Source organism: Streptomyces sp. CB01373, from assembly GCF_002803075.1.
Classification (GTDB): domain Bacteria; phylum Actinomycetota; class Actinomycetes; order Streptomycetales; family Streptomycetaceae; genus Streptomyces.
This window is the reverse complement of the sequence record NZ_NNBK01000010.1, coordinates 24631-47062: the sequence shown is the minus strand read 5'-3', so window position 1 is coordinate 47062 and position 22432 is coordinate 24631. Positions and strand designations below refer to the sequence as shown.

The window sequence follows — 22432 nt, the reverse complement described above, 5'->3', positions numbered from 1 at the left end:
CTTCGCCAAGCTGTCGATGATCAACTCGCTGGGCAGCGTCATCATCGCCGAGACCGTCTTCCAGCTGCCGCTGTCGATGATCCTGATCAGCGGCTTCATCAAGAACGTGCCCCCCTCCCTGGAGGAGGCCGCCTGGGTGGACGGCTGCAACCGCTTCTCCGCCTTCCGGATCGTCGTCCTGCCGCTGCTGCGGCCCGGGCTGATCGCCGTCGGCTCCTTCGCCTTCGTGCACGCCTGGAACCACTTCCTGTTCGCCCTGATGTTCCTCTCCGACCAGAGCAAGCAGACCATCCCGGTCGGCCTCAACACCCTGATGAGCGCGGACAGCGTCGACCTGGGAGCGCTGGCCGCCGGCGGCATCGTCGCCGCCGTACCCGTGGTGATCGTGTTCGCCTTCATCCAGAAGTGGCTGATCACCGGCTTCAGCGCGGGGGCGGTGAAGGGATGACGGCCACCACGCCGCCCACGGCGACCACCACGCCGACGGCGACCCCCGATCCGACGGCGACCCCCGATCCGACGGCGACCGGCTCACCGACAGCCGCCACCGCGCCCCTGCCGGTCGTGCTCGCCGGTGCCCGCGGTCATGGCCGCTGGCACCTGGACAACATCCGCCGACTCCAGGAGAGGGGCCTCGTACGGCTCGTGGGGATCTGCGAGCTGACCCCGCTGACCGGGGACGAGATCCCCGACGGGCTCGGCAGCCCGGCGCAGTCCGCCGACTTCGGCGCCCTGCTGGACGCCACCGGCGCGCGGATCGCGGTGATCTGCACGCCCATCCCGACCCACACCGACCTGGCGCTCACCGCCGCAGGCCGGGGCGTCCACCTGCTGCTGGAGAAGCCGCCCGCCCCCTCGTACGCGGAGTTCCGCCGCATGGCCGACGGGGTCGCCGAGGCCGGGGTCGCCTGCCAGATCGGCTTCCAGGCGCTGGGCTCGCACGCGATGCCCGCGATCCGGGAGCTGGTCGCCGACGGCATGATCGGGACGGTCGACGGGGTCGGCGCGGCGGGCGCCTGGGCGCGCGACGAGGCCTACTACCGGCGCGCGCCCTGGGCGGGCAGACGCCGTCTGAACGGCGTCGACGTGGTCGACGGGGTGCTCACCAACCCCCTCGCCCACGCCGTCTCCACCTCGCTCGCCCTGCTCGGCGCCACCCGCGCCGAGGACGTCACCGGCATCGAGACCGAGCTGTGGCGGGCCAACGCCATCGAGGCCGACGACACCTCCTGCGTCCGCGTCACCACCCCGCACGGCCGGGCCGCCGTCGCGGCCACCCTGTGCGCCGAGCGCCCCGACGACCCGTACGTCATGGTGCACGGCAGCAGCGGCCGGATCACCTTCTGGTACAAGCAGGACCGGGTGCTGCTGCAACGGGCCGGCCACGGCCCGGAGGAGTTCGAGTACGGCCGCACCGACCTGCTGGAGAACCTGGTCGACCACCTGACCACCGGGGCGGGACTGCTGGCCCCGCCCGCCTCAACGGGCGCCTTCATGCGAGTCGTCGAGGCGATCCGCACCGCACCCGACCCCGCCGCGCTGCCGGACCGTTCCTGGCGGCGCCCGGCCGGCGAGGACCGCCGGGTCGTGCCCGGCGTCGACGGACTCGTCGCGGCCGTCGCCGACACCCTCTCCCTGTACTCCGAACTGGACGTCGACTGGGCGTTGCCGAAGGAGGTGACCGTGAGATGACGGACTCCCCGGTCCTGCGCGTGGCGGGCCGCCCGGTCGCGCGCTGCGTCACCCGTCCCGAGCTGCCCGACCGGCTCTCCCCGCGCCCGTATCTGCACCCCGTCACCACCCTGGCCGGCACGGTGGTCACCGAACTCGGCCCGGCCGATCACCTCCACCACCTCGGCGTCGGTGTCGCCGTTCCCGACGTCGAGGGGCACAACTTCTGGGGCGGGCGCACCTTCGTGCGCGACCGGGGCCCGACCGAGCTGGACAACCACGGCGCCCAGCGGCACACCGGCTTCCCGCTGCGCGAGGCCGACCGGTTCACGGAGGAGCTGCGCTGGGTGGCCGCGGGCCGCGAACTGCTGCACGAGCGCCGGACCGTCGCGGCCACCGGACTCACCGCCACCGCCTGGGCCCTGGACTTCACCTTCGCCCTCGCCAACGTCACCCCGCGGGCGCTGTCGATCGGCAGCCCCGCCACCAACGGGCGCCCCGGCGCGGCGTACGGCGGCTTCTTCTGGCGGGCCCGCAAGGAGGAGCAGCCCCCGCTCGTGCTCACCGCCGACGGGGACGGCGAGGCGGCGGCCCACGGCACCCGCGCCGACTGGCTGGCCCTCGTCGGCAGCACCTGGACGCTGGTGTTCGCCGGCGCCACCGGCGCCACCCGCGAGGACCCCTGGTTCGTGCGGGCCGCGGAGTACCCGGGAGTCGGCTCGTCGCTGGCGGCGGAGCAACGGATCGCGATCGAGCCGGGCGGGACGGTCCTGCGACGGGTCGTCACCGTCGTCGCCGACGGACGGCTCGGCCGGGACGAAGCCGGGGAACTGGCCCGCGAGGCGGCCCTGTCGTCCCCGATGCCCGACGAGCCGTAGCCCACCCGCAGTCATCAGCCGGGAGCCGCCGTGGCACACCCCTTCAGCAAGCGCTTACCGATGAGTTCTGCCACGTCTCAAGTCCCCAAGTCCCAAGCACCGCGCTCCACCTCCGAGTCGGATCCAGAAGAAGAGAGCTGATCAATGAAGATCAACATCCGTAGAAGCAGGCGCGCCGCCGTCGCCGTCGTCCTGGGTTCCGCGCTCGCGCTGACCGCCACCGCGTGCGGTGACGACGGCAGCGGCTCCGGGAAGAGCAAGGGTTCCGAGGGCTCCGGCAAGGGCGAGATCACCTTCTGGGACAACAACGGCGGTGTGCGCACCGACGTCTGGAAGCAGATCATCGCGGACTTCGAGAAGAAGAACCCGGACATCAAGGTCAACTACGTCGGCATCCCGGCCGCGAGCGCCCAGTCCAAGTTCGACACCGCCATCCAGGGCGGCGGTCTGCCGGACGTCGGCGGCGTGGGCACGGCGGTGCTCGCCGAGATCGCCGCCCAGGGCGCCCTAGAGCCGCTGGACGGCCGGCTGGCCAAGAGCGAGCTGAACGGCAAGCTCAGCGAGAACGTGCTCGGCGTCAGCAAGGCGGCGGGCGGCGGCGACACCCTGTACCACGTGCCGACCTCGGTGAACAACGGCACGCTGTGGTACCGCACCGACCTGTTCGAGAAGGCGGGCCTGGACGCGCCGACCACCTGGGGCAAGTTCTACGAGGCCGCGGACAAGCTCACGAACAAGGGCAAGAACGCGTTCGGCTTCACCATCCGCGGCGGCGAGGGATCCATCGCGCCGGCCCTGGACGCGGTGTACGGGCAGTCCGGCATCACCTCGTTCTGGGACGGCGACAAGACCACCGTCAACGACCCCAAGAACGTGACGGCGCTGGAGAAGTACGTCGCGCTGTACAAGAAGGACACCCCGTCCGCCGACGTCAACAACGACTTCACCAAGATGGTCGCCCAGTGGGACAGCGGCACCATCGGCATGCTGAGCCACAACCTGGGCTCGTACCAGGACCATCTGAACGCCCTCGGCAAGGACAAGTTCCGCGGCGTCCCGAACCCCACGCTGGACGACGGCACCCGGGTGCAGGTGTCCAACCCGGTCGACGGCCTGGGCCTGTTCAAGGCGAGCAAGAACAAGGCGGCCGCCTGGAAGTTCATCGAGTTCGCCGCCTCGGCCGCGGAGAACTCCAAGTTCAACGAGTCCGCCGGGCAGGTGCCGACCAACGTCGACGCCGCCAAGGACGCCTGGATCCAGCAGGCCGAGCCGACGAAGCTGGCGGCCGAGGCGCTGAACGGGGCCGACACGAAGATCGTGCAGCTCCCGTACTACCTGCCCGACTGGAACACCATCTCCAAGGCCGACAACGAGCCGAACTTCCAGAAGGTGCTGCTCGGCAAGATGAGCGCCAAGCAGTTCCTGGACACGCTGGCCGACCAGCTCGACAAGGCGCAGGCCGAGTGGAAGCAGAACAAGGGCTGACGCCGGCCGGTGAAACGAAGGCGGACGGTCCGGGAACCCGAGGTCGCATCCGGGCCTCGGACCGTCCGCGGCCGGGCGCGCGGTTCCCCGCGCCCCTTCTCGTCCCGACTCCCCGTTGAAAGAGGATCGTAGAGTGCGTACTTCAAAGTGTCATGCACGCGTCATCGCGACGACGGTGGGCTGCGCGGCGCTGGTACTGGCCGTCACCGGTACCACGTCCGCCGCCGCGGCCCCCAGGGCCGCCGACCCCGCCCGCCAGGTGCTCGCGGCCAAGGACGGCTGGGCCTCGTACGGCACCGGCACCACCGGCGGCGCCACGGCCGACGCCGCCCACACCTACACCGTCACCACCTGGGACGGCTTCAAGGCCGCGCTCGCCGCGGGCGGCAGCGCGCCCAAGGTCATCAAGGTCAAGGGCATGGTCGACGCCGACGGCCCGAGCTGCTCCGCCTTCGAGGTGCCCGGCTACGACTTCGACGCCTACCTGGAGACCTACTCGCCACAGACCTGGGGGCGGGAGCGGAACCTGGACGGTGAGCCCGACAACAGCCCCGAGGGCCTGCGCCGTGCCTCCGCCGCCCTCCAGGACAAGTACATCAAGGCGAACATCCCCGCCAACACCACCATCGTCGGCGTCGGCAAGGACGCCGGCTTCAAGGGCGCCAGCTTCCAGATCAAGAACGTGGACAACGTCATCGTCCGCAACCTCACCCTGGAGAGCCCGCTGGACTGCTTCCCGCAGTGGGACCCCACCGACACCGCCGACGGCAACTGGAACTCCGAGTACGACAGCGCCGTGATCACCGGCTCCACCCATGTGTGGATGGACCACAACACGTTCACCGACGGCGAGCACCCCAACAGCACCCTGCCGTACTACTACGGCCGGATCTTCGAGCAGCACGACGGCGAGCTGGACATCGTCAAGGGCGCCGACTACGTGACGGTCTCCTGGAACGTCTTCGAGGACCACGACAAGACCATCCTCATCGGCAACAGCGACAGCGCGTCCACCGCCGCGATCGACCGGGGCCACCTCAAGGTGACCCTGCACCACAACCTGTTCAGGAACCTGGTCGAGCGGGCCCCGCGCGTCCGCTTCGGGCAGGTCGACTCCTACAACAACCACTACGTGGCCGAGGCCGGCTTCGGCTACAGCCTCGGCATCGGCATGGAGTCCCAACTCGTCGCCGAGCACAACGCGTTCACGCTGGCACGGGGCGTCGGGGCGGGCCAGATCCTGAAGAAGTGGAAGGACTCGCCGGTCACCGAGTCCCACAACTACGTCAACGGCAGGCTCACCGACCTGATCGCCGTGCACAACGCCCAGGTGCCCGACGAGATCCTCCAGCGGGGCGGGGACTGGACCCCGGCCCTGCGCACCCGGATCGACAACCCGAAGGCGCTGCCCGGGATCGTCGACCACCAGGCGGGCTCCGGCCGTCTGCGCTGACGCTCACCTTCCGGCGGGCCGGGCGCGTCCTCCGCCCGGCCCGCCACCGCCGTCGACCCGCCCGGCCCACCCCGCCCGCGAAGGAGCACCCGCATGCCCTCGCCCCACCTCCGTCCGTCCCCGCCGTCACTGCCCGGAAAGGGGCTGTCGAGAAGGGGACTGCTGCTCGCCGGTGCCGCCGCCGGCGCCGCGCTCGGTTCGGCGGCCGTGCCCGCGCGGGCCGCCGCCCGGCCGCATCCGTTCGGCCGCCACGGCTCACCGGCCGACCGCCGCACCCCGCGCACCCTCTACGTCGACCCGCACGGCCGTGGCGACTTCACCCGGGTGCAGGCCGCGGTGGACGCGGCCGCCGGCGGCGGCTGGACCCTGGTCCTCGCGCCGGGCGCCTACCGGGAGACCGTCTCGGTGGACACCGCCCGAACCGACATGACCTGGATCGGCGCCACGGGCGACGCCCGCGACGTGGTGATCGTGTATGACAACGCGGCCGGCACCCCCAGGCCCGACGGCGGCACCTACGGCACCAGCGGATCGGCCACCACGACCGTCCAGGCGGACGGCTTCACCGCCCACCGGATCACGTTCGCCAACGACTGGCTGCGCGCGGACCACCCCGGCGTCACGGGCACCCAGGCCGTCGCCGTCAAGGCGCAGGGCGACCGCTCGGCGTTCTGGCACTGCCGCTTCCTCGGCCACCAGGACACCCTGTACGCCGACACCAGGTCCCTGACCGCCTTCGCCCGCCAGTACTACGCCCACTGCCATGTCGAGGGCGACGTCGACTTCGTCTTCGGCCGGGCGACCGCGGTGTTCGAGCACTGCCACTTCCGCGCGCTGGACCGCACCGACCTGGCGGCGCCGCCGTACGGCTTCGTCTTCGCGCCCTCCACCGCGGTCGCCAACCCGCGCGGCTACCTGGTCACGCACGGCCGGGTCACCAGCCGGGCCCCGGACGGCGGCTACAAGCTCGCCCGCCCCTGGGTGCCCAGCTCGGACACGACCGCCCGGCCGATGCTGACCGTCCGTGACACATGGCTCGGCGCAGGTGTCGACACGGTCGCGCCATACGCCAATATGTCGGATATGCACCCCTGGCGGGACCAGCGTTTCGCCGAGTACCGCAACTCCGGGCCCGGTGCGCGGATCACCGTACCGGCCAACCGCCCCCAGCTCGCCCGGTTCGAGGCCCGGGCGGCGGCCCGGGAGGCGTATCTCGGCGACTGGACGCCGTGGCGGGGGCGCTGACGGTGTCGTGGCGGCGGTGTTGACGGTGCGTGACCGGGCGAGGTGAACGGCGGGTTGCGTAGGCGAATTGTCTGTACCGTCAGATATCGATAGGGCAAAAGGTACCCCGCACGGTCTCGCGCATCCGAGGGTGACGCGCGTAGAAAACGACTCATGCACAAGCCACTGCGTATCGCGGCCCTCGCCGCCACCTGCGCCCTCACCGGTGCCGTGATCTACGGCGCCGGTGCGGCCACGGCAGGTCAGACGACCGCCAACTCCACCCACGAGCCCTACAACATCGGGCTCCTCACCCAGGACATCGACACCTACTACGGCACCAAGCTCGACAGCGACGGTGTCTACCAGGCGTCCCCGGCCAGCCAGTACGCCAAGGACCTCGCGGCCGTCGACGCCGAGGCCAGGAAGTGGATCGACAAGGCGGCGGACAAGGCGGGCCACAAGGGCCAGAAGAAGCCGGCCGTCGTCTTCGACATCGACGACACGCTGCTGCTCAGCCTGGACTACGAGAAGAAGAACAGCTACGGCTACAACAGCGCCACCTGGGCGGCCTACGTCAACCGGGCCGACCGTCCGGCCGTCTTCGGCAGCCCCGAGCTCGTGCAGTACGCCGCGAAGAAGGGCGTCACGGTCTTCTACAACTCCGGGCTCAGCGAGGCGCAGCGCTCCGCCGCCGTGGAGAACCTGAAGAAGGTGGGTGCCGACGTCAACCTCGACGCCGCGCACATGTTCCTCAAGGACGCGGCCAACCCGCCGTCCTACCTGAAGGACTGCGCCACCCCGGGCTCCTGGACCTGCACGACCGTCCAGTACAAGTCCGGCACCCGCAAGCACATCGAGGACCTCGGGTACGACATCGTCGCCAACCTCGGCGACCAGTACTCCGACCTCGACGGCGGCCACGCCGACCACACCTTCAAGCTGCCGAACCCGACGTACTTCGTCGGCTAGGGTCTTTCGTTTGGATCAGGCCCGCGAGCCCGGCATGATCCAAACGAGAGGCCCCAGCGCAAGGCACGTGCCCCGCCCGCTCCACGAGACCGGGCGGGGCACGCCCTGTGCGCGCCCGCCGTCATCCGGCGTCGGGCCGCAGCGTCAGCACCACCTCGTCGATCTCCTCGCCGCGTGCCTCGGCGAACCCCCGGGCCCGCGCCGACTCCCGGAACCCGCACTTGGCGAGCACCCGCAGCGAACCGGCGTTGTCCGCCGCCGCCCGCGCGTACAGCGGGCGTTCGGGAACCTCGGCCAGCAGGGCCCGCAGCGCGGCCGTGGCGACGCCCCGGCCCCAGTAGGCGCGGTCCACCCAGTAGGTGACCTCGCGCTCACCCGGCTCGCCGTAGACGGCGGCGCTGCCGACCACGTCACCGTCCAGCAGGACGGTGCGCAGCACGACGGACGAGGCGCGCATCCCGCGCCAGTGCGCCGCGAAGGCCTCGTGGTCGGCCGGGTCCTTCGGGGTGAAGGCGGCCATCCGCAGCGCCTCCGGGTCGTTCATCTGCCGGAAGAACACCGGCAGATCACTGTCGTGGACCTCGCGGAGCACGACCTCCATGTCTCACAGCCTCCGGGTGGCGAGCGTCAGTCGGTCACGGGCGTCGAAGAGAGCATCCTTCACCATCTGCTCGTGCGCCGGCGTCAGGCGCGCCACCGGGACCGAGCAGCTCACCGCGTCCCGGGCCGGGGTCCGGTACGGGATCGCCACCCCGAAGCAGCGCAGCCCCAGGGTGTTCTCCTCGCGGTCGACGGCGTACCCCTGCTCGCGGATCCGATGCAGTTCCCCGATGAGCCGCTCGCGGTCGGTGATGGTGTGCTCGGTCAGCGCGGGCAGCGTCTCGGGGAGCATCTTGCGCACCTGCTCGTCGGTGTATGTGCTCAGCAGCGCCTTGCCCAGCGAGGTGGAGTGGGCGGGCAGGCGGCGGCCGACCCGGGTGAACGGGCGCAGATAGTGCTGCGACTGGCGGGTGGCCAGGTAGACGACGTTCGTGCCGTCCAGGCGGGCGAGGTGGATCGTCTCGGTGGTGTCGTCGGACAGCCGGTCCAGCGTGGGACGGGCCGCCGCGACCACCTCGTCGCCGTCGATGTAGGACGTGCCGACGAGCAGCGCCCGCACGCCGATGCCGTAGCGCGTGCCGGTGGCGTCGGTCTCGACCCAGCCCAGCTCGACGAGCGTGCGCAGCAGCATGTACAGGCTGGACTTGGGATAGCCGACGGCCTCCTGGACCGCGGCCAGCGAGTGCATACCGGGTTGGCCGGCGAAGAACTCGAGCAACTCCACGGTCCGTACCGCGGACTTGACCTGCGCACCGCCGCCTGCGTCGCCTGCCGACATCGCCCTGGACCCCTTCGTTCGACGAGAAGCTGGAGATATAGTCTCCGGCAGTGTATTCACCATCAGAGACAGCGTTCAGCATATCGAACGCGCTGGTGGTGACCCCGAATCCGGTCGACCGTAGGGACCGGCCGGATACTTCGGCAAGACATGTGGAGGGATCCGCGGTGGCAGCACCAGTCTGGAGTGTCGACCCCCGTAACGGGAAGCAGCGGGAACAGGTCGCGGTGGAGGCCACGGCGCAGGAGGTGGACGCCGTCGTGCGGGCCGCGCACGAGGCGCGCGCGGCGCTCGCCGACCGTGCCGTCCGCGCGGCCTTCCTGCGCTCCGCCGCCGACCGCCTGGAAGGGGCCCGGGACCGGCTCGTCGAGGCCGCCGACGCCGAGACCGCGCTCGGACCGGTCCGGCTCACCGGCGAACTGGCCCGTACCAGCTACCAGTTGAGGGCCTTCGCGGACATCGTCGACGAGGGCGCCTTCCTCGACGTGATCGTCAACCACCCCGACGCCGACGCGACCCCGCCGATCCCGGACCTGCGCCGCCACAAGGTGCCACTCGGGGTCGTCGCCGTCTACTCCGCCTCCAACTTCCCGTTCGCCTTCTCGGTCGCCGGCGGCGACACCGCGAGCGCGCTCGCCGCGGGCTGCCCCGTCGTCGTCAAGGCCCACCCCGACCACCCGGCCCTGTCCGAGCTGGTCGCGAGGGTGCTGCGCGGGGCGGCCGCGCACCACGGCGTCCCCGAGACCGTGATCGGCCTCGTCCACGGCTTCGAGGCGGGCGTCGAACTCGTCCGGCACCCGCTGGTCGCGGCCGCCGGCTTCACCGGTTCCGTACGCGGCGGCCGGGCCCTGTTCGACGCCGCGGCCGCGCGGCCGGCGCCGATCCCGTTCCACGGCGAGCTGGGCTCGCTCAACCCGGTCCTCGTCACCGAGGCGGCTGCCGCCGAGCGGGCCGAGGCCATCGGCGCCGGGCTGGCCGGCTCGATGACGCTGGGCGTCGGGCAGTTCTGCGTGAAGCCCGGACTGGTCCTCGTGCCGTCCGGAGCCGCGGGCGACGGCCTGGTGAAGTCCCTCACCGACGCCGTCAGCGACACCGACCCGGGCGTCCTGCTCGACCACCGGATGCGCGACAACTTCCTCACCGGCGTCGCCGAACGCTCCGCACTGCCCGGAGTCGAGTCGCCGGTCACCGCGGGCGCGGGCGGCGAGCACTCGGTCAGCGCGGGCTTCCTGACCGTCCCGGCCGCGCGGCTCACCGAGGAGGGGCAGTACGACCTGCTCCTGGAGGAGTGCTTCGGACCGGTCACCGTGGTGGCCCGCTACGAGGACGAGACCGAGGCCGAGGCCGTCCTGTCGCGGCTGCCCGGCAACCTCACCGCGACCGTGCACCTGTCCGCCGAGGAGGCGGCCGGTCAGGGGCGCGGTGCCGAACTGCTCGCCCGGCTGACCCCGCTCGCCGGACGCGTGCTCGTCAACGGCTGGCCGACCGGTGTCGCGGTGGCCGCCGCCCAGCACCACGGCGGCCCCTACCCGGCGACGACGTCGACCTCCACCTCCGTGGGCGGTACGGCGATCGAGCGGTGGATGCGTCCGGTGGCGTACCAGAACGCCCCGGAGGCGCTGCTGCCGCCCGAGCTGCGCGACGACAACCCGCTCGGGCTGCCCCGCCGCTTCAACGGCCGCCTGGAGCGCTGACCGCGCACCGCACGGAACCGGATCGCCGGGCCTCCGCGTCCTCCCTCTCATGATCGACGAGGGTGCGAGCGGACGCCTGGTGATCCGTACGGCCGTGCCCGCCGAGGCTGAGGCCGTCGCGGGCCTGATGCTGCGTGCGCGGGCAACGTACTACCCGGACGGCGTCCCGGACGCCGATGCCGACTGGACCGCCCGGTGGCGCGAGGCCATCGCCCGCGCCGAGGGCCAGGTGCTGTGCGCCGCCGACCAGGGCCGCGTCGTCGCCGTCGCCTCCTTCCGCACCCCGCCCGACGGCCCCGCGGACACGGTCGCGCTGTTGCAGTTCCACGTCGACCCCGGCCACTGGGGCTCGGGCATCGGCACGGCGCTGCACGCGGCCTGCGTCGAGCACTGGCGCACCGAGGGCAGGCGGACGGCCGTCCTGGAGGTGCACACCAGCAACGAACGGGCGCGGCGCTTCTACGCCCGGCGTGGCTGGACCCCGGATCCGCTGCGGCCCGCCGTCGAGGGCGATCATCATCTGGGGCTGCGCTACACGGTGACCGGGGAATGAAAACCGCTGCTTGAACGTTCACGGACCCGGCGGAGGTCGTCCACCTCCGCTTCCGTACGAGCGGGAGAGAGCCGAGAGCATGCGCGTCGAGATCTGGTCGGACATCGCCTGTCCCTGGTGCTACGTCGGGAAGGCGCGCTTCGAGAAGGCGCTCGCGGCCTTCCCGCACCGGGAGCAGGTCGAGGTGGTGCACCGGTCGTTCGAGCTGGATCCGGGGCGGGCCAAGGACGATGTGCAGCCGGTGGTCGCCATGCTCACCAAGAAGTACGGAATGAGCGAGGCGCAGGCCCACGACGGCGAGGACAACCTGGGACGGCAGGCCGCCGCCGAGGGCCTCGCCTACCGCACCCGGGGCCGGGACCACGGCAGCACCTTCGACATGCACCGCCTGCTGCACCTCGCCAAGGAGCACGGCAGGCAGAGCGAGCTGCTGGACGCCCTGTACCGGGCGAACTTCGCCGAGGAGCGGTCCGTCTTCACCGAGGGCGGCGAACGGCTGGTGGAGCTGGCCGTCGCCGCCGGACTCGACGCCGACGCCGCCCGGAAGGTGCTCGCCGATCCCGACGCCTACGCCGCCGAGGTCCGCGCCGACGAGCGGGAGGCCGCGCAACTCGGAGCCTCCGGAGTCCCGTTCTTCGTGCTCGACCGGAAGTACGGCGTCTCCGGTGCCCAGCCCGCCGAGGTCTTCACCCAGGCCCTCACCCAGGCATGGGGCGAGCGCTCCCCGCTGACTCTCCTCCAGGGCGGCGACAGCGACGGGGACGCCTGCGGCCCGGACGGATGCGCGGTGCCGCGGAGCTGAGCGGCGCGGACGAACCGCAGGTCACGGCGGATTCATAAGGAATCCTTCGCGGATCTGCGCAAAAACCCGCAATGGACGGGGGCCGCGACGGACCGCACAGTGGACCCATGGAAACCTTCGAGACCCTCGTCCGCGCCGAGTTCGCCCCGAAGACCACGTATCTCAACAGCGCGTCCCTCGGTCTCCTGCCCGCCCGCACGGTGGAGGCCCTCGGCACCGCCGTGACGGCGGCCGCCTCCGGGCAGCCGACCGACATGTTCGCCGACGTCGAGGCCGCCCGCGCCTCCTTCGCCCGCCTGATGAAGGTGCCGGAGCGCCGCGTGGCGGTCGGGGCCTCCGTCGCCGTCTACACCGGGCTGATCGCCGCGGCACTGCCCGAGGGCGCCGAAGTCCTCACCGTGGACGGCGACTTCAGCTCCGTGGTGAACCCCTTCCACGTCCGCCGGGACCTGAAGGTGCGCAGCTCGCCACTGGAACGGATCGCCGAGTCGGTACGGCCCGGCACGGCCCTGGTCGCGGTGAGCGCCGCACAGTCGGCCGACGGCCGAGTCGCCGACCTGCCCGCCATCCGCGCGGCCGCGCGCGAGCACGGCGCGCGCGTCTACGTCGACGCCTCCCAGGCCGCCGGCTGGCTGGACCTCGACGCGAATGCCTACGACTACGTCAGCGCCGTCGCCTTCAAGTGGCTCCTGTGCCCACGAGGCGTGGCCTTCCTGGTCGTCCCCGACGACCTCGGCGGCCTGAACCCGCTGTTCGCGGGCTGGGTGGCGGGGGAGCGGCCCTGGGACAGCTGCTACGGCCCCATCGAGGAACTCGCCCACTCCGCACGGCGGTTCGACGAGAGCCCCGCCCTCCTCAGCTACACGGGAGCCCGCCGCTCGCTCGAACTCGTCGAGGGACTCGGCGTGTCCGCCGTACGCGCCCACGATCTCGCACTCGCCGACCGGTTCCGCGCCGGGCTGCGCTCCCTCGGCCACGAACCGGTCTCCGCGCCGGGTTCCCCGATCGTCGCTGTGCCGGGACTCGGCGCGCGCCAGGGCGAGTTGAGCGCCCAGGGCATCGAGGTCTCGCAGCGCGCGGGCAATCTGCGGGCCGCCTTCCACCTCTACAACACGCCCGCCGACGTCGACCGCCTGCTGGACGCGCTGGCCGGCTGAGGCCGGCGCCGCCGGGATCCGGACACGGGCCGGGGCCTCCCGTCCCACACGAGGAGGCCCCGATCCGTATCACCCACGGGTCACCGCACCGGGGTGAAGTCCCGCGCCCCGATGCTGTGTCTTCCGGGGGCCGACCCCCGGACCCCCGGCCGGTTCGTCTCACCGCACCGGGGTGAAGTCCCGCGCCCCAATGCTGTGTCTTCCGGGGGGCAACCCCCGGACCCCCGGCCGGTTCGTCTCACCGCACCGGGGTGAAGTCCCGCGCCCCGATGAACTCCGGGCGCCGTACCGGCGCCGCGAACGGTTCGACCGCCGTGTTCTTCACGCTGTTGAACACGATGAACACGTTGCTGCGCGGGAACGGCGTGATGTTGTCGCCGGAACCGTGCATGCAGTTGCAGTCGAACCAGGTCGCGGAGCCCGCCCTGCCCGTGAACAGCTTGACGCCGTGCTGCCCGGCCAGCGCGGTCAGCGCCTCGTCGGACGGCGTGCCCGCGTCCTGCATCTGCAGCGACTTCTTGTAGTTGTCCTTCGGCGTGGCCCCCGCACAGCCGAGGAACGTCCGGTGCGACCCCGGCATGATCATGAGGCCGCCGTTGGTGTCGAGGTTCTCGGTCAGTGCGATCGAGACGGACACCGTCCGCATGTTCGGCAGGCCGTCCTCGGCGTGCCAGGTCTCGAAGTCCGAGTGCCAGTAGAAGCCGCTGGCCCCGAAGCCCGGCTTGACGTTGATCCGCGACTGGTGGACGTAGACGTCCGAGCCGAGGATCTGCCGGGCCCGCCCGACGACGCGCTCGTCGCGCACCAGAGCGGCGAACACCTCGCTGATCCGGTGGACTTCGAAGACCGAGCGGATCTCCTTGGACTTCGGCTCCACGATGGAGCGTTCGTCGGCCCGGATCCCCGGATCGCTCACCAGCCGGTCCAGCTCGCGCCGGTAGACGGCCACCTCGTCCTCGGTGATCAGCTGTTCGACGGCGAGGAAGCCGTCGCGCTCGAACGCCTGGAGGCCGGTGGTGTCGATCGGTCCGGGCGTGTCGGGGGAGCCCCAGACGACCGGGTCCTGGCGGGGACTGGTCACCTCGGTGGTGCCGCGGGTGGGGTACGGATCGGTGACGTTGCCCATGGTCGTGCTCACACCTCCTCGTCCTCGGTGAGCAGGGGATAGACGCCGTTCTCGTCGTGGTCCTCCCGGCCCGTGACGGGCGGGTTGAACACGCAGATGCAGCGGAAGTCCTCCTTGACGCGGAGCGTGTGCCGCTCGTGGCCGTCGAGGAGATACATGGTGCCGGGCGTGATCGTGTACGTCTTCCCGGTCTCGCGGTCGGTCAGCTCGGCCTCGCCCTCGACACAGACGACGGCCTCGATGTGGTTGGCGTACCACATCGACGTCTCCGTGCCCGCGTACAGGATCGTCTCGTGCACGGAGAAGCCGACCTTCTCCTTGGCGAGGACGATGCGCTTGCTCTCCCAGGTGCCGGACGCGGCCTTCACATGCCGGTCGGTGCCTTCGATGTCCTTGAACGAACGGACGATCACGGTGTCGCGTGCCTCCTTGCGTGGTTGTTTCCGGTTCTCTGTGGCCCGGTGGCCCGGTGGCCCGGTGGCCCGGTGGCCCGGTGGCCCGGTGGCCCGGTGGCCCGGTGGCCCGGTGGCCCGGTGGCCCGGTGGTCAGGCGGTCTCGCGGGTCGCGCGGGCGAGGATGCTCATGCCCTCGTCCAGCTCGTCGGCGGTGATGGTCAGCGCCGGCAGCAGCTTGACGACCTCGCCCTGCGGGCCCGACGTCTCGATCAGCAGCCCGAGGTCGAAGGCGCGCCGCGCGATCCGCCCGGCCCGCTCCGGGTCGCGGAACTCCAGGCCCCAGACCAGACCCCGGCCCCGGTACTCCCTGACGTCCGCGAGGTTCTCCTCGGTGATGGAGATCAGCCACTGCTCCAGCCGCTCACCGCGGGCGCGGGTCTGCTTCTCCATCGCCGAGCCGTCCGTCCAGTAGGCCTCCAGCGCGGCGGAGGCCGTGACGAACGCCGGGTTGTTGCCCCGGAAGGTGCCGTTGTGCTCGCCCGGCTCCCACACGTCCAGCTCCGGCCGGAACAGGCACAGCGACATCGGCAGGCCGTAGCCGCTGATGGACTTGGAGACGGTGACGATGTCGGGCACGATCCCGGCCTCCTCGAAAGAGAAGAAGGCCCCGGTGCGCCCGCACCCCATCTGGATGTCGTCGACGATCAGCAGCATGTCCTGCCGCTCGCACAGCGCCTTGAGCGCGCGCAGCCACTCGGGCCTGGCGACGTTGATGCCGCCCTCGCCCTGCACCGTCTCGACGATCACGGCGGCCGGCTTGTTGAGACCGGACCCCTGGTCCTCCAGCAGCCGCTCGAACCACAGGAAGTCCGGGACCTTGCCGTCGAAGTAGTTGTCGAACGGCATGGGCGTGCCGTGCACGAGCGGGATGCCGGCGCCGGCCCGCTTGAAGGCGTTCCCGGTGACGGCCAGGGAACCCAGCGACATGCCGTGGAAGGCGTTCGTGAAGGACACGATCGCCTCGCGCCCCTTGACCTTGCGGGCCAGCTTCAGCGCCGACTCCACGGCGTTGGTGCCGGTCGGGCCCGGGAACATCACCTTGTACGGCAGGTCGCGGGGGCGCAGGACCAGGTTCTGGAAGGTCTGGAGGAACGTGCGCTTGGCGGTGGTCGACATGTCGAGCCCGTGGGTGACCCCGTCGCGCTCCAGGTAGTCGATCAACGCCCGTTTCAGCACTGGGTTGTTGTGGCCGTAGTTGAGCGAGCCCGCGCCCGCGAAGAAGTCGAGGTACTCGTGGCCGTCCTCGTCGTACATACGGCTGCCGCGCGCGTGGTCGAAGACGGTGGGCCAGCCGCGGCAGTAGCTGCGCACCTCGGACTCCAGGGTCTCGAAGACGCTCAGGTCGGGCTGGGTGATGGTCACGGCGAATCGCTCCTCGGTGGGGGAGTGAAAGGGAGGCGGGAGTGAGAGGGAGGCGGGGAGATGGCTGGGACCGGGGGCCGGCCGGAGGGGCCGCGGTCAGAAGGAGAGCGGACCGATCCGGTGGAGGACCTCAGGGTCGTGCGGCCCGTCCGGGAACTGCTCGGTCCCGAACAGGACCTCGCGCTCGACCGTGGCGCCGTGCCGGGCGGCGTAGGAGGTGAAGAGCCGCTCGGAGGCGGTGTTGCCCGGGGTGATCGTGGTCTCCAGGGAGGTGAGCCCGCGCTCGGCGGCGACCCGGGCGGTGAGCGCGTCCAGCAGCCGGGCGGCCAGGCCCTGTCCGCGGTGGCCGGCGTCCACGGCCACCTGCCACACGAGCAGGGTGTGCGGACGGTCGGGCCGCACGTACCCGGTGACGAAACCGACCGGCTCGCCGTCGGCTCCGCGCGCCACCGCGGACGTGGCGGCGAAGTCGCGGCACCAGAGGAGGTAGCTGTACGAGGAGTTCACATCGAGCGTCCCGGATTCCTTCGCCAGTCGCCAGAGTGCGGCGCCGTCGGCGGGGGACGGACGCTCGATGCGGGGTGCCTCCGACAATTCTGTGCGGGGGGAATGCAGGTCTGCTTGGGCGGCAGTCATGTGGAATGAACTTACCCAGCGGAATTCAAAAATGCATCGCCCGAGAGTCTTACGTGAACCGGGCGCCTGTGTTATCGCGTGGGCGCGTGATCGCGCGAGGGGGTGGCGATATGGGTTGGTTTGCCCCTTAATTACTGGGCAAAAGGGTCGCGTCTGTGGAGTGCGTCACAATCACACAACCCTCCCGGCGGCCTTCGAATTGCGTCGCCGGGTGTTCGTGAAATCTCTGCGTTTACGTCCCGGGAAACGGGGCAGGAGAATATGGGAAGCTGCCCAGAATTGAATTACTGAATTGTCTCGCCAATAATCCCTGTGAGTTTTGTGAGCCCTGTCCGTCCGATTCCGGAGAATGCGGGCCCGATGCCCGCGCGTCTACCGCTGCCAGGCCTTCGCGGCCGCCTGCCGGGCGGCCTCGACGTCCACGGTCGAGCCGTTGCCCGTCAGGGCGGCGGCCAGGGCCGTCAGGGCGGCGTCGACGACGTCCTGGGTGGCGTCGGGCCCGTAGTGGTTGACGCGGATCATCTCCTTGGCGAGCGGGCCGCCGCCCGCGGCCAGCGGGAGGGCGGGGCCGGTCTCCAGGGCGCGGGCCACCAGTTCGGAGGCGTCGACGTCCGACGGGGCCCGCAGGGTGGTGGCGACCGGGGCCGCCTCCGACGCCTGGTGCACGTACGGCTCCAGGCCCGCGCCGAGGACCCGCGCACCCGCGCGGGTCGCCGCGGCGGCGCGGCGGTGGCGGTCCATCACGGCGTCCAGGCCGGCCGTCTCGATGCGCTCGAGACAGGCCTCGAGGGCCAGCATCTCCAACTGCGCGGGCGCGTGCAGCAGTGCCTTGCGGCCGCCGTCGAGCCAGCGCTCCTTCCAGTCAAGGAGGGACAGGTAGGAGCGGCGCGGGGCGTGCGGGTTCGCCGCCATCCGGGCCCAGGCGCGCTCGCTGACCGACACCGCCGACACCCCGGCCGGGCCGCCCATCGCCTTCTGCGCCCCGATCACACAGAGGTCCACGCCCCACGCGTCCGGCAGCACCGGCTCCGCGCCGACCGAGGCCACGGCGTCCAGGTAGAACAGGGCGCCCTGCTCCGCCACGGCCTCGCCGATCTCCGCGACCGGGTTGGTGTTGCCGGTCGCCGCCTCCGCGTGCACCAGCGACACGAAGTCGATCTCCGGGTGCTCGGCGAAGGCCTCCCTGACCTGGTCCGCCGTGACCGCCGTGTGGTACGGCACGGACAGGTCGTACACCGTCGCGCCGCAGTCGCGCAGCCAGTTGCCGAACGTCTGCCCGTACGGCCCGGTGATCACGTTCAGCGCGGTCGTGCCGGGACCGGCCGTGCCCCTGATCGCGCCCTCCAGCGGCAGCAGCGCCTCGCCCTGCATGATCACGACATCCTGCTCGGTGGCCAGCAGCCGCGCCACCCGGTCCTCGATCGAGGCGAAGCGGTCGGCGCTCAGCGGAGCGAGGTCCAGGAACGGGTTGGTCACGGCGGTGCTCTCTTCGTACGGGCGAGGACGGACGCACCGAGCGTAGTCGGCGGGTCTGCCCCGCTTTCAACCGGTGACCTCGGACCGGGTGGTCCGCAGCGGGCGCGGGCTGATTAGGGTGCGGTGCATGAGCGATCGCGCGGTGCTGCACGTGAAGGGTCGGGTGCTCGTCGGCCCGGACGACGACCAGGTCCGGGACGAACTGTGGGTGGTCGGCGGCCGGATCTCCTACGACCGTCCCGCCGGCGCCTCCGATGTGAGGACCGTCGAGGGCTGGGTGCTGCCCGGCCTGGTCGACGCGCACTGTCACGTCGGCCTCGACGAGCACGGACCGGTGCCCGACGACGTCTCGGAGAAGCAGGCGCTCACCGACCGCGACGCGGGCACCCTCCTCCTGCGGGACGCGGGCTCGCCCTCGGACACCCGCTGGATCGACGAGCGCGAGGACCTGCCGAAGATCATCCGCGCGGGCCGCCACATCGCCCGCACCCGCCGCTACATCCGCAACTACGCCTGGGAGATCGAACCGGAGGACCTGGTCGCCTACGTCGCCCAGGAGGCCCGGCGCGGCGACGGCTGGGTCAAGCTGGTCGGCGACTGGATCGACCGCGACCTCGGTGACCTTTCGGCCTGCTGGCCGCGCGAGGCGGTCGAGGCGGCGATAGCGGAGGCCCACCGCCTGGGCGCGCGTGTGACGGCCCACTGTTTCGCGGAGGACTCCCTGCGTGACCTGGTCGAGGCGGGCATCGACTGCATCGAGCACGCCACGGGCCTGACCGAGGACCTGATCCCGCTGTTCGCCGAACGCGGCGTCGCGATCGTCCCCACCCTCGTCAACATCGCCACCTTCCCCCGCCTCGCCGACGGCGGCGAGACGAAGTTCCCGCGCTGGTCGGCCCATATGCGCCGGCTCCACGAGCGCCGCTACGACACGGTCCGGGACGCCTACGACGCCGGCATCCCGGTCTACGTCGGCACCGACGCCGGCGGCTCCCTGCCCCACGGCCTGGCCGCGGCCGAGGTCGCCGAACTGGTCAAGGCCGGCATCCCGCCCCGCCAGGCCCTCTCCGCGACCACCTGGGCGGCCCGCGCCTGGCTCGGCCGCCCCGGCCTCACCGAGGGCGCCCCCGCCGACCTCGTCGTCTACGACGAGGACCCGCGTGCGGACGTACGGGTACTGGCGGCACCGCGGCGGGTGGTGCTGAACGGGCACGTGACCGGCTGAGAGACAAGGAACCCCTTCCCCTGGGGCCGACTTGTAGACCCCGTCCGACCTGCGGAGTGTTCTTCGGCTCCCGCCGGCGCACCGCATCGCCAGACACCCCCCCGGGAACACCGCACGCGCTACCCGCGTGGTCTCCTCAGGAATCTCCTCCAGTTCCACCCACGCGACGACACGTAACCCACCCCAAGAACGCGACGACGGCCTGCACCACCCCAACGGGGTTGTACAGGCCGTCGTTACGTGGCCCCCGGATTTACCAACAGCGTCCGTTCACGGGAGGGGGCTTTGACGTGTTTGAGAAGTGGAGAACTGGTCAAATCAGGGCCGGAAATGAGTGGCTGCGGTGCGCGGGAGCTTGTTTATATAACCTGTCACTTGCCGCTCAATTGCTCGAGGTGTGAAGCCACTTGAAGAAGGTTCTGACCGTAATCGCCGCCGCTGTCATGGGTGTCACGATGTTCGGCGGGAATGCCCAGGCGGTGGATGTCACTCCGTTCAGCGCCACGAACTGCACCGGAAATGCGGGATCCACGGACGGGTCCGGGTCGGTTTGCATCACGGTGAACGGTACCGGGCTCAAGGTGGACAGCTTCTACCTGTCCAAGCAGTCGAACAACCGGGCCTGGACCGATTACGCGCACATCGACTTCACGGACGGGTCGGGCGGTTTTATGAGCCAAACCGTCAGTGCCGCGCGGGTCGAGAAGAAGACGGTCGGAACCACCTGGGGGCTTTCAGCGGCGGACGGCAGCAAGATCTGCGGGTACTGGCACAATTACCCGGGGACCAAGGCCTGCGCGACGATTCACAAGTAAGACGATTCGCAAGTAATCCGAGGCGCGGAGCGGGCCGTTTCGGTCCGCTCCGTTGTCGTGTGCGGTCGGAGGGGGACTCAGGGCTTCGGCGTAGTCAGATGCGTCTGTTTCGCGATGGTTTGTCGTGCGTCGCGGCATTTCAGGAGCGGAGCATGCGGCCGGGTCCTGGCCAGGGACAATGCCCTTATGGACATCATCGTTGAGATCCATGTGCCTCCTCCTTGCCGAACAGGAGGCAGCGGAAGTGCATGACGAAGGAGAGGAGTGCGGCGAGGCGTACCTCTTCTTCAACTCCGGGGCTGCGAAGGTCTTTTGGCCGTCGCGTCTCGCGTGACCAGAATTCCGGGCATCCCGAGCGGAGTGTTCGCGATGGTCACGAACGCTGAGGCGGAGGAGATCGGTCTCGGGCGACGCGTGGAACTGCCGCGCTGACCGTCCTCAACAGGACCGACGGGCGGGGGACTTCCAAGATCATGGAGCTCTCGGCGCCCCGTGACCTGCCTGGAAGACCGTGCCTGCCGACGCATCATCGCCGATCCCGCCCTGCCCTTGACCAGCTCAGTGGGCATCCAGAGGTAGTGCCGGGGAAAGTCCCCGGCCTTCTGCAACGTCTTGCCGAGGTGCCCGACCCGCGCGATCCGCGCGGGGTGCGGCATGCCCTGACCGCCGTGCTCGCGCTGACCGCGTGCGCGGTGCCGGCCGGGGCAACCTCCCTGTCGGCGGTCGGCGAGTGGATCGTCGACACCCCGCCCCAGTCCCTGCCTTCACTGCGCGTCGCCACGAGGGCCAAGGGCCGCCAGATCCACCTGCTGGCCGCGCTGGACCATGCACCCGTACCCGGAAAATCGAACGAGCGGACGGAAACCTCCCGAAAGGGTGAAGTAACCCTAGATCGCTGACGGTTCACCCTTAGTACGTAATTCTTACCGGGTCCCAAGCATTCCTTTCTGGGGGTCCCACACCTTGAACGGCAACAACTTCCGCATGTCCGCCCGTCGTTGCGCCACCATCGCCGCGGCCACCGTGCTGGCCGCCGGGCCGGTGACGCTGATCGGCGCCGGGTCCGCGCACGCGACCGGCGGGCAGGAGGGTCACGCGAGCGCCTCCGTCCTGCGCACCGGGCTGGACGTGTCCCTGGTCAACAAGACGGTGAACGTCCCGCTCGCGGTCTCCCTCAACGAGGTCGAGGCACCGCGGAGCGCGCAGCAGACCGCGCTGACCGCGCGTCTCGACGGCGTCGACGGCGGAAAGCCCTTCAGCGTGATCCGCGCGGACGTGGCGAAGACCGACGCGACCGTCTCCGCGGACAAGGCGGAGGGCTTCGTCGAACTGGCCCACGCCCGTGTCCACGTCCCCGGCCTGCCCCTGCTGTCCCTGATCGAGGTCGACCAGGTCACGTCCAAGGCGACCTGCGAGGCCGGCGAGTCCCCGGTCGCCAGCAGCAACGTCCTGGGCTCCGTGAAGGTGCTCGGCAAGAAGGTGACGCTGAGCGCCGGCGGTACGACCGACGTCCGCGTCCCCGGCGTCGGAGAGGTCCGCCTCGACCTGTCGAAGCGGGAGACGACCTCGAGCACGGCCGCCGCGACGGCCCTGGAGCTCAAGGTGTCCGTCAACCCGCTCAAGCTGAACGTGGCCGAGGTGGAGGGCACGGTCACCCTCGCCAGGGCGACCTGCGAGTCCCCGAAGGCTCCGGAGAAGGAGGCGGCCCCGCCCGCCGAACAGGGCGGCGACGACAAGCCCCAGGCGACCGACGACAAGCCTCAGGGGGGTGACAAGCCCCAGGCGACCGACGACAAGCCTCAGGGGGGTGACAAGCCCCAGGGCGGCGACGACAAGCCCGGAAGTGACGACGTCAAGCCCCAGGACGCCGCCGACGTGAAGCCGCAGACCGTCTCCGAGAAGAAGACCGTCGACCTGGCGGAGACGGGCGGCAGCTCCCTCACGCCGTACCTGGCGGCGGGCTCCGCCGTCCTGCTGGCGGCGGGGGGAGGCGCGCTGGCGGTCGCACGCCGGCGCCGCGGCTGACAGCCGGGGCCTCGCGGGCCGGCCGGGAAGTCCAGGTCCGGCGGG

At 71.0% G+C, this 22432-nt stretch carries 22 protein-coding genes; 15 read left to right on the top strand and 7 right to left on the bottom strand.

The window, feature by feature from the left end:
* The 7 genes from CG719_RS36465 to CG719_RS16720 form a co-directional block, all read left to right on the top strand.
* Positions 1-448: carbohydrate ABC transporter permease (locus CG719_RS36465; protein ID WP_234375619.1), on the top strand; the 448-nt coding region annotated here is incomplete at its 5' end.
* Positions 445-1692, top strand: a complete 1248-nt coding sequence (locus CG719_RS16745) for a Gfo/Idh/MocA family protein (RefSeq protein ID WP_100569449.1) — start codon at positions 445-447, stop codon at positions 1690-1692. The genes CG719_RS36465 and CG719_RS16745, both read left to right, overlap by 4 nt.
* A complete protein-coding gene (locus CG719_RS16740; RefSeq protein WP_100569448.1) occupies positions 1689-2549 on the top strand; it encodes a PmoA family protein in 861 nt (286 codons plus the stop codon). Before CG719_RS16745 ends, CG719_RS16740 begins: the two co-directional genes overlap by 4 nt.
* A gap of 144 nt (positions 2550-2693) precedes the next feature.
* Positions 2694-4034, top strand: a complete 1341-nt coding sequence (locus tag CG719_RS16735; RefSeq protein WP_100569447.1) for an ABC transporter substrate-binding protein — start codon at positions 2694-2696, stop codon at positions 4032-4034.
* 133 nt (positions 4035-4167) lie between these two features.
* On the top strand, positions 4168-5487 hold the full coding sequence (locus CG719_RS16730) for a pectate lyase family protein (protein ID WP_100569446.1): 1320 nt from the start codon (positions 4168-4170) through the stop codon (positions 5485-5487).
* Between the two features lie 93 nt (positions 5488-5580).
* Positions 5581-6732, top strand: coding sequence for a pectinesterase family protein (locus CG719_RS16725; RefSeq protein WP_100569445.1), 1152 nt, complete (start codon positions 5581-5583; stop codon positions 6730-6732).
* A gap of 153 nt (positions 6733-6885) precedes the next feature.
* Positions 6886-7683 (top strand): HAD family acid phosphatase, encoded by a 798-nt coding sequence (locus CG719_RS16720; protein WP_100569444.1) that lies wholly within the window; start codon positions 6886-6888, stop codon positions 7681-7683.
* 121 nt (positions 7684-7804) lie between these two features.
* On the opposite strand, the gene CG719_RS16715 is transcribed toward CG719_RS16720, so the two are convergent.
* Together CG719_RS16715 and CG719_RS16710 are read right to left on the bottom strand one after the other, a co-directional pair.
* On the bottom strand, positions 7805-8284 hold the full coding sequence (locus CG719_RS16715) for a GNAT family N-acetyltransferase (protein ID WP_100569443.1): 480 nt from the start codon (positions 8282-8284) through the stop codon (positions 7805-7807).
* A 3-nt stretch (positions 8285-8287) separates the two neighbouring features.
* Entirely contained in the window at positions 8288-9061 is a 774-nt protein-coding gene (locus tag CG719_RS16710) for an IclR family transcriptional regulator (RefSeq protein ID WP_100569442.1), read from the bottom strand.
* A gap of 167 nt (positions 9062-9228) precedes the next feature.
* On the opposite strand from CG719_RS16710, the gene CG719_RS16705 reads away from it, so the two are divergent.
* From CG719_RS16705 to CG719_RS16690, 4 genes are all read left to right on the top strand, one after another.
* A complete protein-coding gene (locus tag CG719_RS16705) occupies positions 9229-10755 on the top strand; it encodes an aldehyde dehydrogenase (NADP(+)) (protein ID WP_100569441.1) in 1527 nt (508 codons plus the stop codon).
* Between the two features lie 49 nt (positions 10756-10804).
* A complete protein-coding gene (locus CG719_RS16700) occupies positions 10805-11308 on the top strand; it encodes a GNAT family N-acetyltransferase (protein WP_199836666.1) in 504 nt (167 codons plus the stop codon).
* 79 nt (positions 11309-11387) lie between these two features.
* Positions 11388-12110: a DsbA family oxidoreductase gene (locus CG719_RS16695; protein WP_100569440.1), complete on the top strand. Its 723-nt coding sequence runs from the start codon at positions 11388-11390 to the stop codon at positions 12108-12110.
* A gap of 71 nt (positions 12111-12181) precedes the next feature.
* Positions 12182-13267, top strand: coding sequence for an aminotransferase class V-fold PLP-dependent enzyme (locus CG719_RS16690; RefSeq protein ID WP_199836665.1), 1086 nt, complete (start codon positions 12182-12184; stop codon positions 13265-13267).
* Between the two features lie 238 nt (positions 13268-13505).
* On the opposite strand, the gene thpD is transcribed toward CG719_RS16690, so the two are convergent.
* From thpD to CG719_RS16665, 5 genes are all read right to left on the bottom strand, one after another.
* Entirely contained in the window at positions 13506-14405 is a 900-nt protein-coding gene (gene thpD, locus CG719_RS16685; protein ID WP_199836664.1) for an ectoine hydroxylase, read from the bottom strand.
* Entirely contained in the window at positions 14402-14806 is a 405-nt protein-coding gene (locus CG719_RS16680) for an ectoine synthase (protein ID WP_100569439.1), read from the bottom strand. Before CG719_RS16680 ends, thpD begins: the two co-directional genes overlap by 4 nt.
* A 132-nt stretch (positions 14807-14938) precedes the next feature.
* Positions 14939-16210 carry a diaminobutyrate--2-oxoglutarate transaminase gene (ectB, locus tag CG719_RS16675; RefSeq protein ID WP_100569438.1) on the bottom strand — a complete coding sequence of 424 codons (1272 nt, stop codon included), beginning with the start codon at positions 16208-16210 and terminating at the stop codon, positions 14939-14941.
* A 96-nt stretch (positions 16211-16306) separates the two neighbouring features.
* Positions 16307-16846, bottom strand: coding sequence for a diaminobutyrate acetyltransferase (ectA, locus tag CG719_RS16670; RefSeq protein WP_100569437.1), 540 nt, complete (start codon positions 16844-16846; stop codon positions 16307-16309).
* A 372-nt stretch (positions 16847-17218) separates the two neighbouring features.
* Positions 17219-18322, bottom strand: coding sequence for a pyridoxal-phosphate-dependent aminotransferase family protein (locus tag CG719_RS16665; protein ID WP_100569436.1), 1104 nt, complete (start codon positions 18320-18322; stop codon positions 17219-17221).
* 127 nt (positions 18323-18449) lie between these two features.
* On the opposite strand from CG719_RS16665, the gene CG719_RS16660 reads away from it, so the two are divergent.
* The 4 genes from CG719_RS16660 (at position 18450) to CG719_RS16645 (ending at position 22387) form a co-directional block, all read left to right on the top strand.
* Positions 18450-19547, top strand: coding sequence for an amidohydrolase family protein (locus CG719_RS16660; RefSeq protein ID WP_100569435.1), 1098 nt, complete (start codon positions 18450-18452; stop codon positions 19545-19547).
* A 407-nt stretch (positions 19548-19954) separates the two neighbouring features.
* Entirely contained in the window at positions 19955-20362 is a 408-nt protein-coding gene (locus tag CG719_RS16655) for a hypothetical protein (RefSeq protein WP_100569434.1), read from the top strand.
* A 578-nt stretch (positions 20363-20940) separates the two neighbouring features.
* On the top strand, positions 20941-21261 hold the full coding sequence (locus tag CG719_RS16650; protein WP_234375618.1) for a transposase family protein: 321 nt from the start codon (positions 20941-20943) through the stop codon (positions 21259-21261).
* A 64-nt stretch (positions 21262-21325) separates the two neighbouring features.
* Entirely contained in the window at positions 21326-22387 is a 1062-nt protein-coding gene (locus CG719_RS16645; RefSeq protein ID WP_100569433.1) for an SCO1860 family LAETG-anchored protein, read from the top strand.
* The last annotated feature ends 45 nt before the right edge of the window (positions 22388-22432 follow it).

Bases quoted from the DNA above. Each gene is read 5' to 3' on its own strand.
- CG719_RS16745 (WP_100569449.1), top strand. From the start codon at position 445: ATGACGGCCACCACGCCGCCCACGGCGACCACCACGCCGACGGCGACC.
- CG719_RS16740 (WP_100569448.1), top strand. From the start codon at position 1,689: ATGACGGACTCCCCGGTCCTGCGCGTGGCGGGCCGCCCGGTCGCGCGC.
- CG719_RS16735 (WP_100569447.1), top strand. From the start codon at position 2,694: ATGAAGATCAACATCCGTAGAAGCAGGCGCGCCGCCGTCGCCGTCGTC.
- CG719_RS16725 (WP_100569445.1), top strand. From the start codon at position 5,581: ATGCCCTCGCCCCACCTCCGTCCGTCCCCGCCGTCACTGCCCGGAAAG.
- CG719_RS16720 (WP_100569444.1), top strand. From the start codon at position 6,886: ATGCACAAGCCACTGCGTATCGCGGCCCTCGCCGCCACCTGCGCCCTC.
- CG719_RS16715 (WP_100569443.1), bottom strand. From the start codon at position 8,284: ATGGAGGTCGTGCTCCGCGAGGTCCACGACAGTGATCTGCCGGTGTTC.
- CG719_RS16710 (WP_100569442.1), bottom strand. From the start codon at position 9,061: ATGTCGGCAGGCGACGCAGGCGGCGGTGCGCAGGTCAAGTCCGCGGTA.
- CG719_RS16700 (WP_199836666.1), top strand. From the start codon at position 10,805: ATGATCGACGAGGGTGCGAGCGGACGCCTGGTGATCCGTACGGCCGTG.
- CG719_RS16695 (WP_100569440.1), top strand. From the start codon at position 11,388: ATGCGCGTCGAGATCTGGTCGGACATCGCCTGTCCCTGGTGCTACGTC.
- CG719_RS16690 (WP_199836665.1), top strand. From the start codon at position 12,182: ATGGACGGGGGCCGCGACGGACCGCACAGTGGACCCATGGAAACCTTC.
- ectA (WP_100569437.1), bottom strand. From the start codon at position 16,846: ATGACTGCCGCCCAAGCAGACCTGCATTCCCCCCGCACAGAATTGTCG.
- CG719_RS16660 (WP_100569435.1), top strand. From the start codon at position 18,450: ATGAGCGATCGCGCGGTGCTGCACGTGAAGGGTCGGGTGCTCGTCGGC.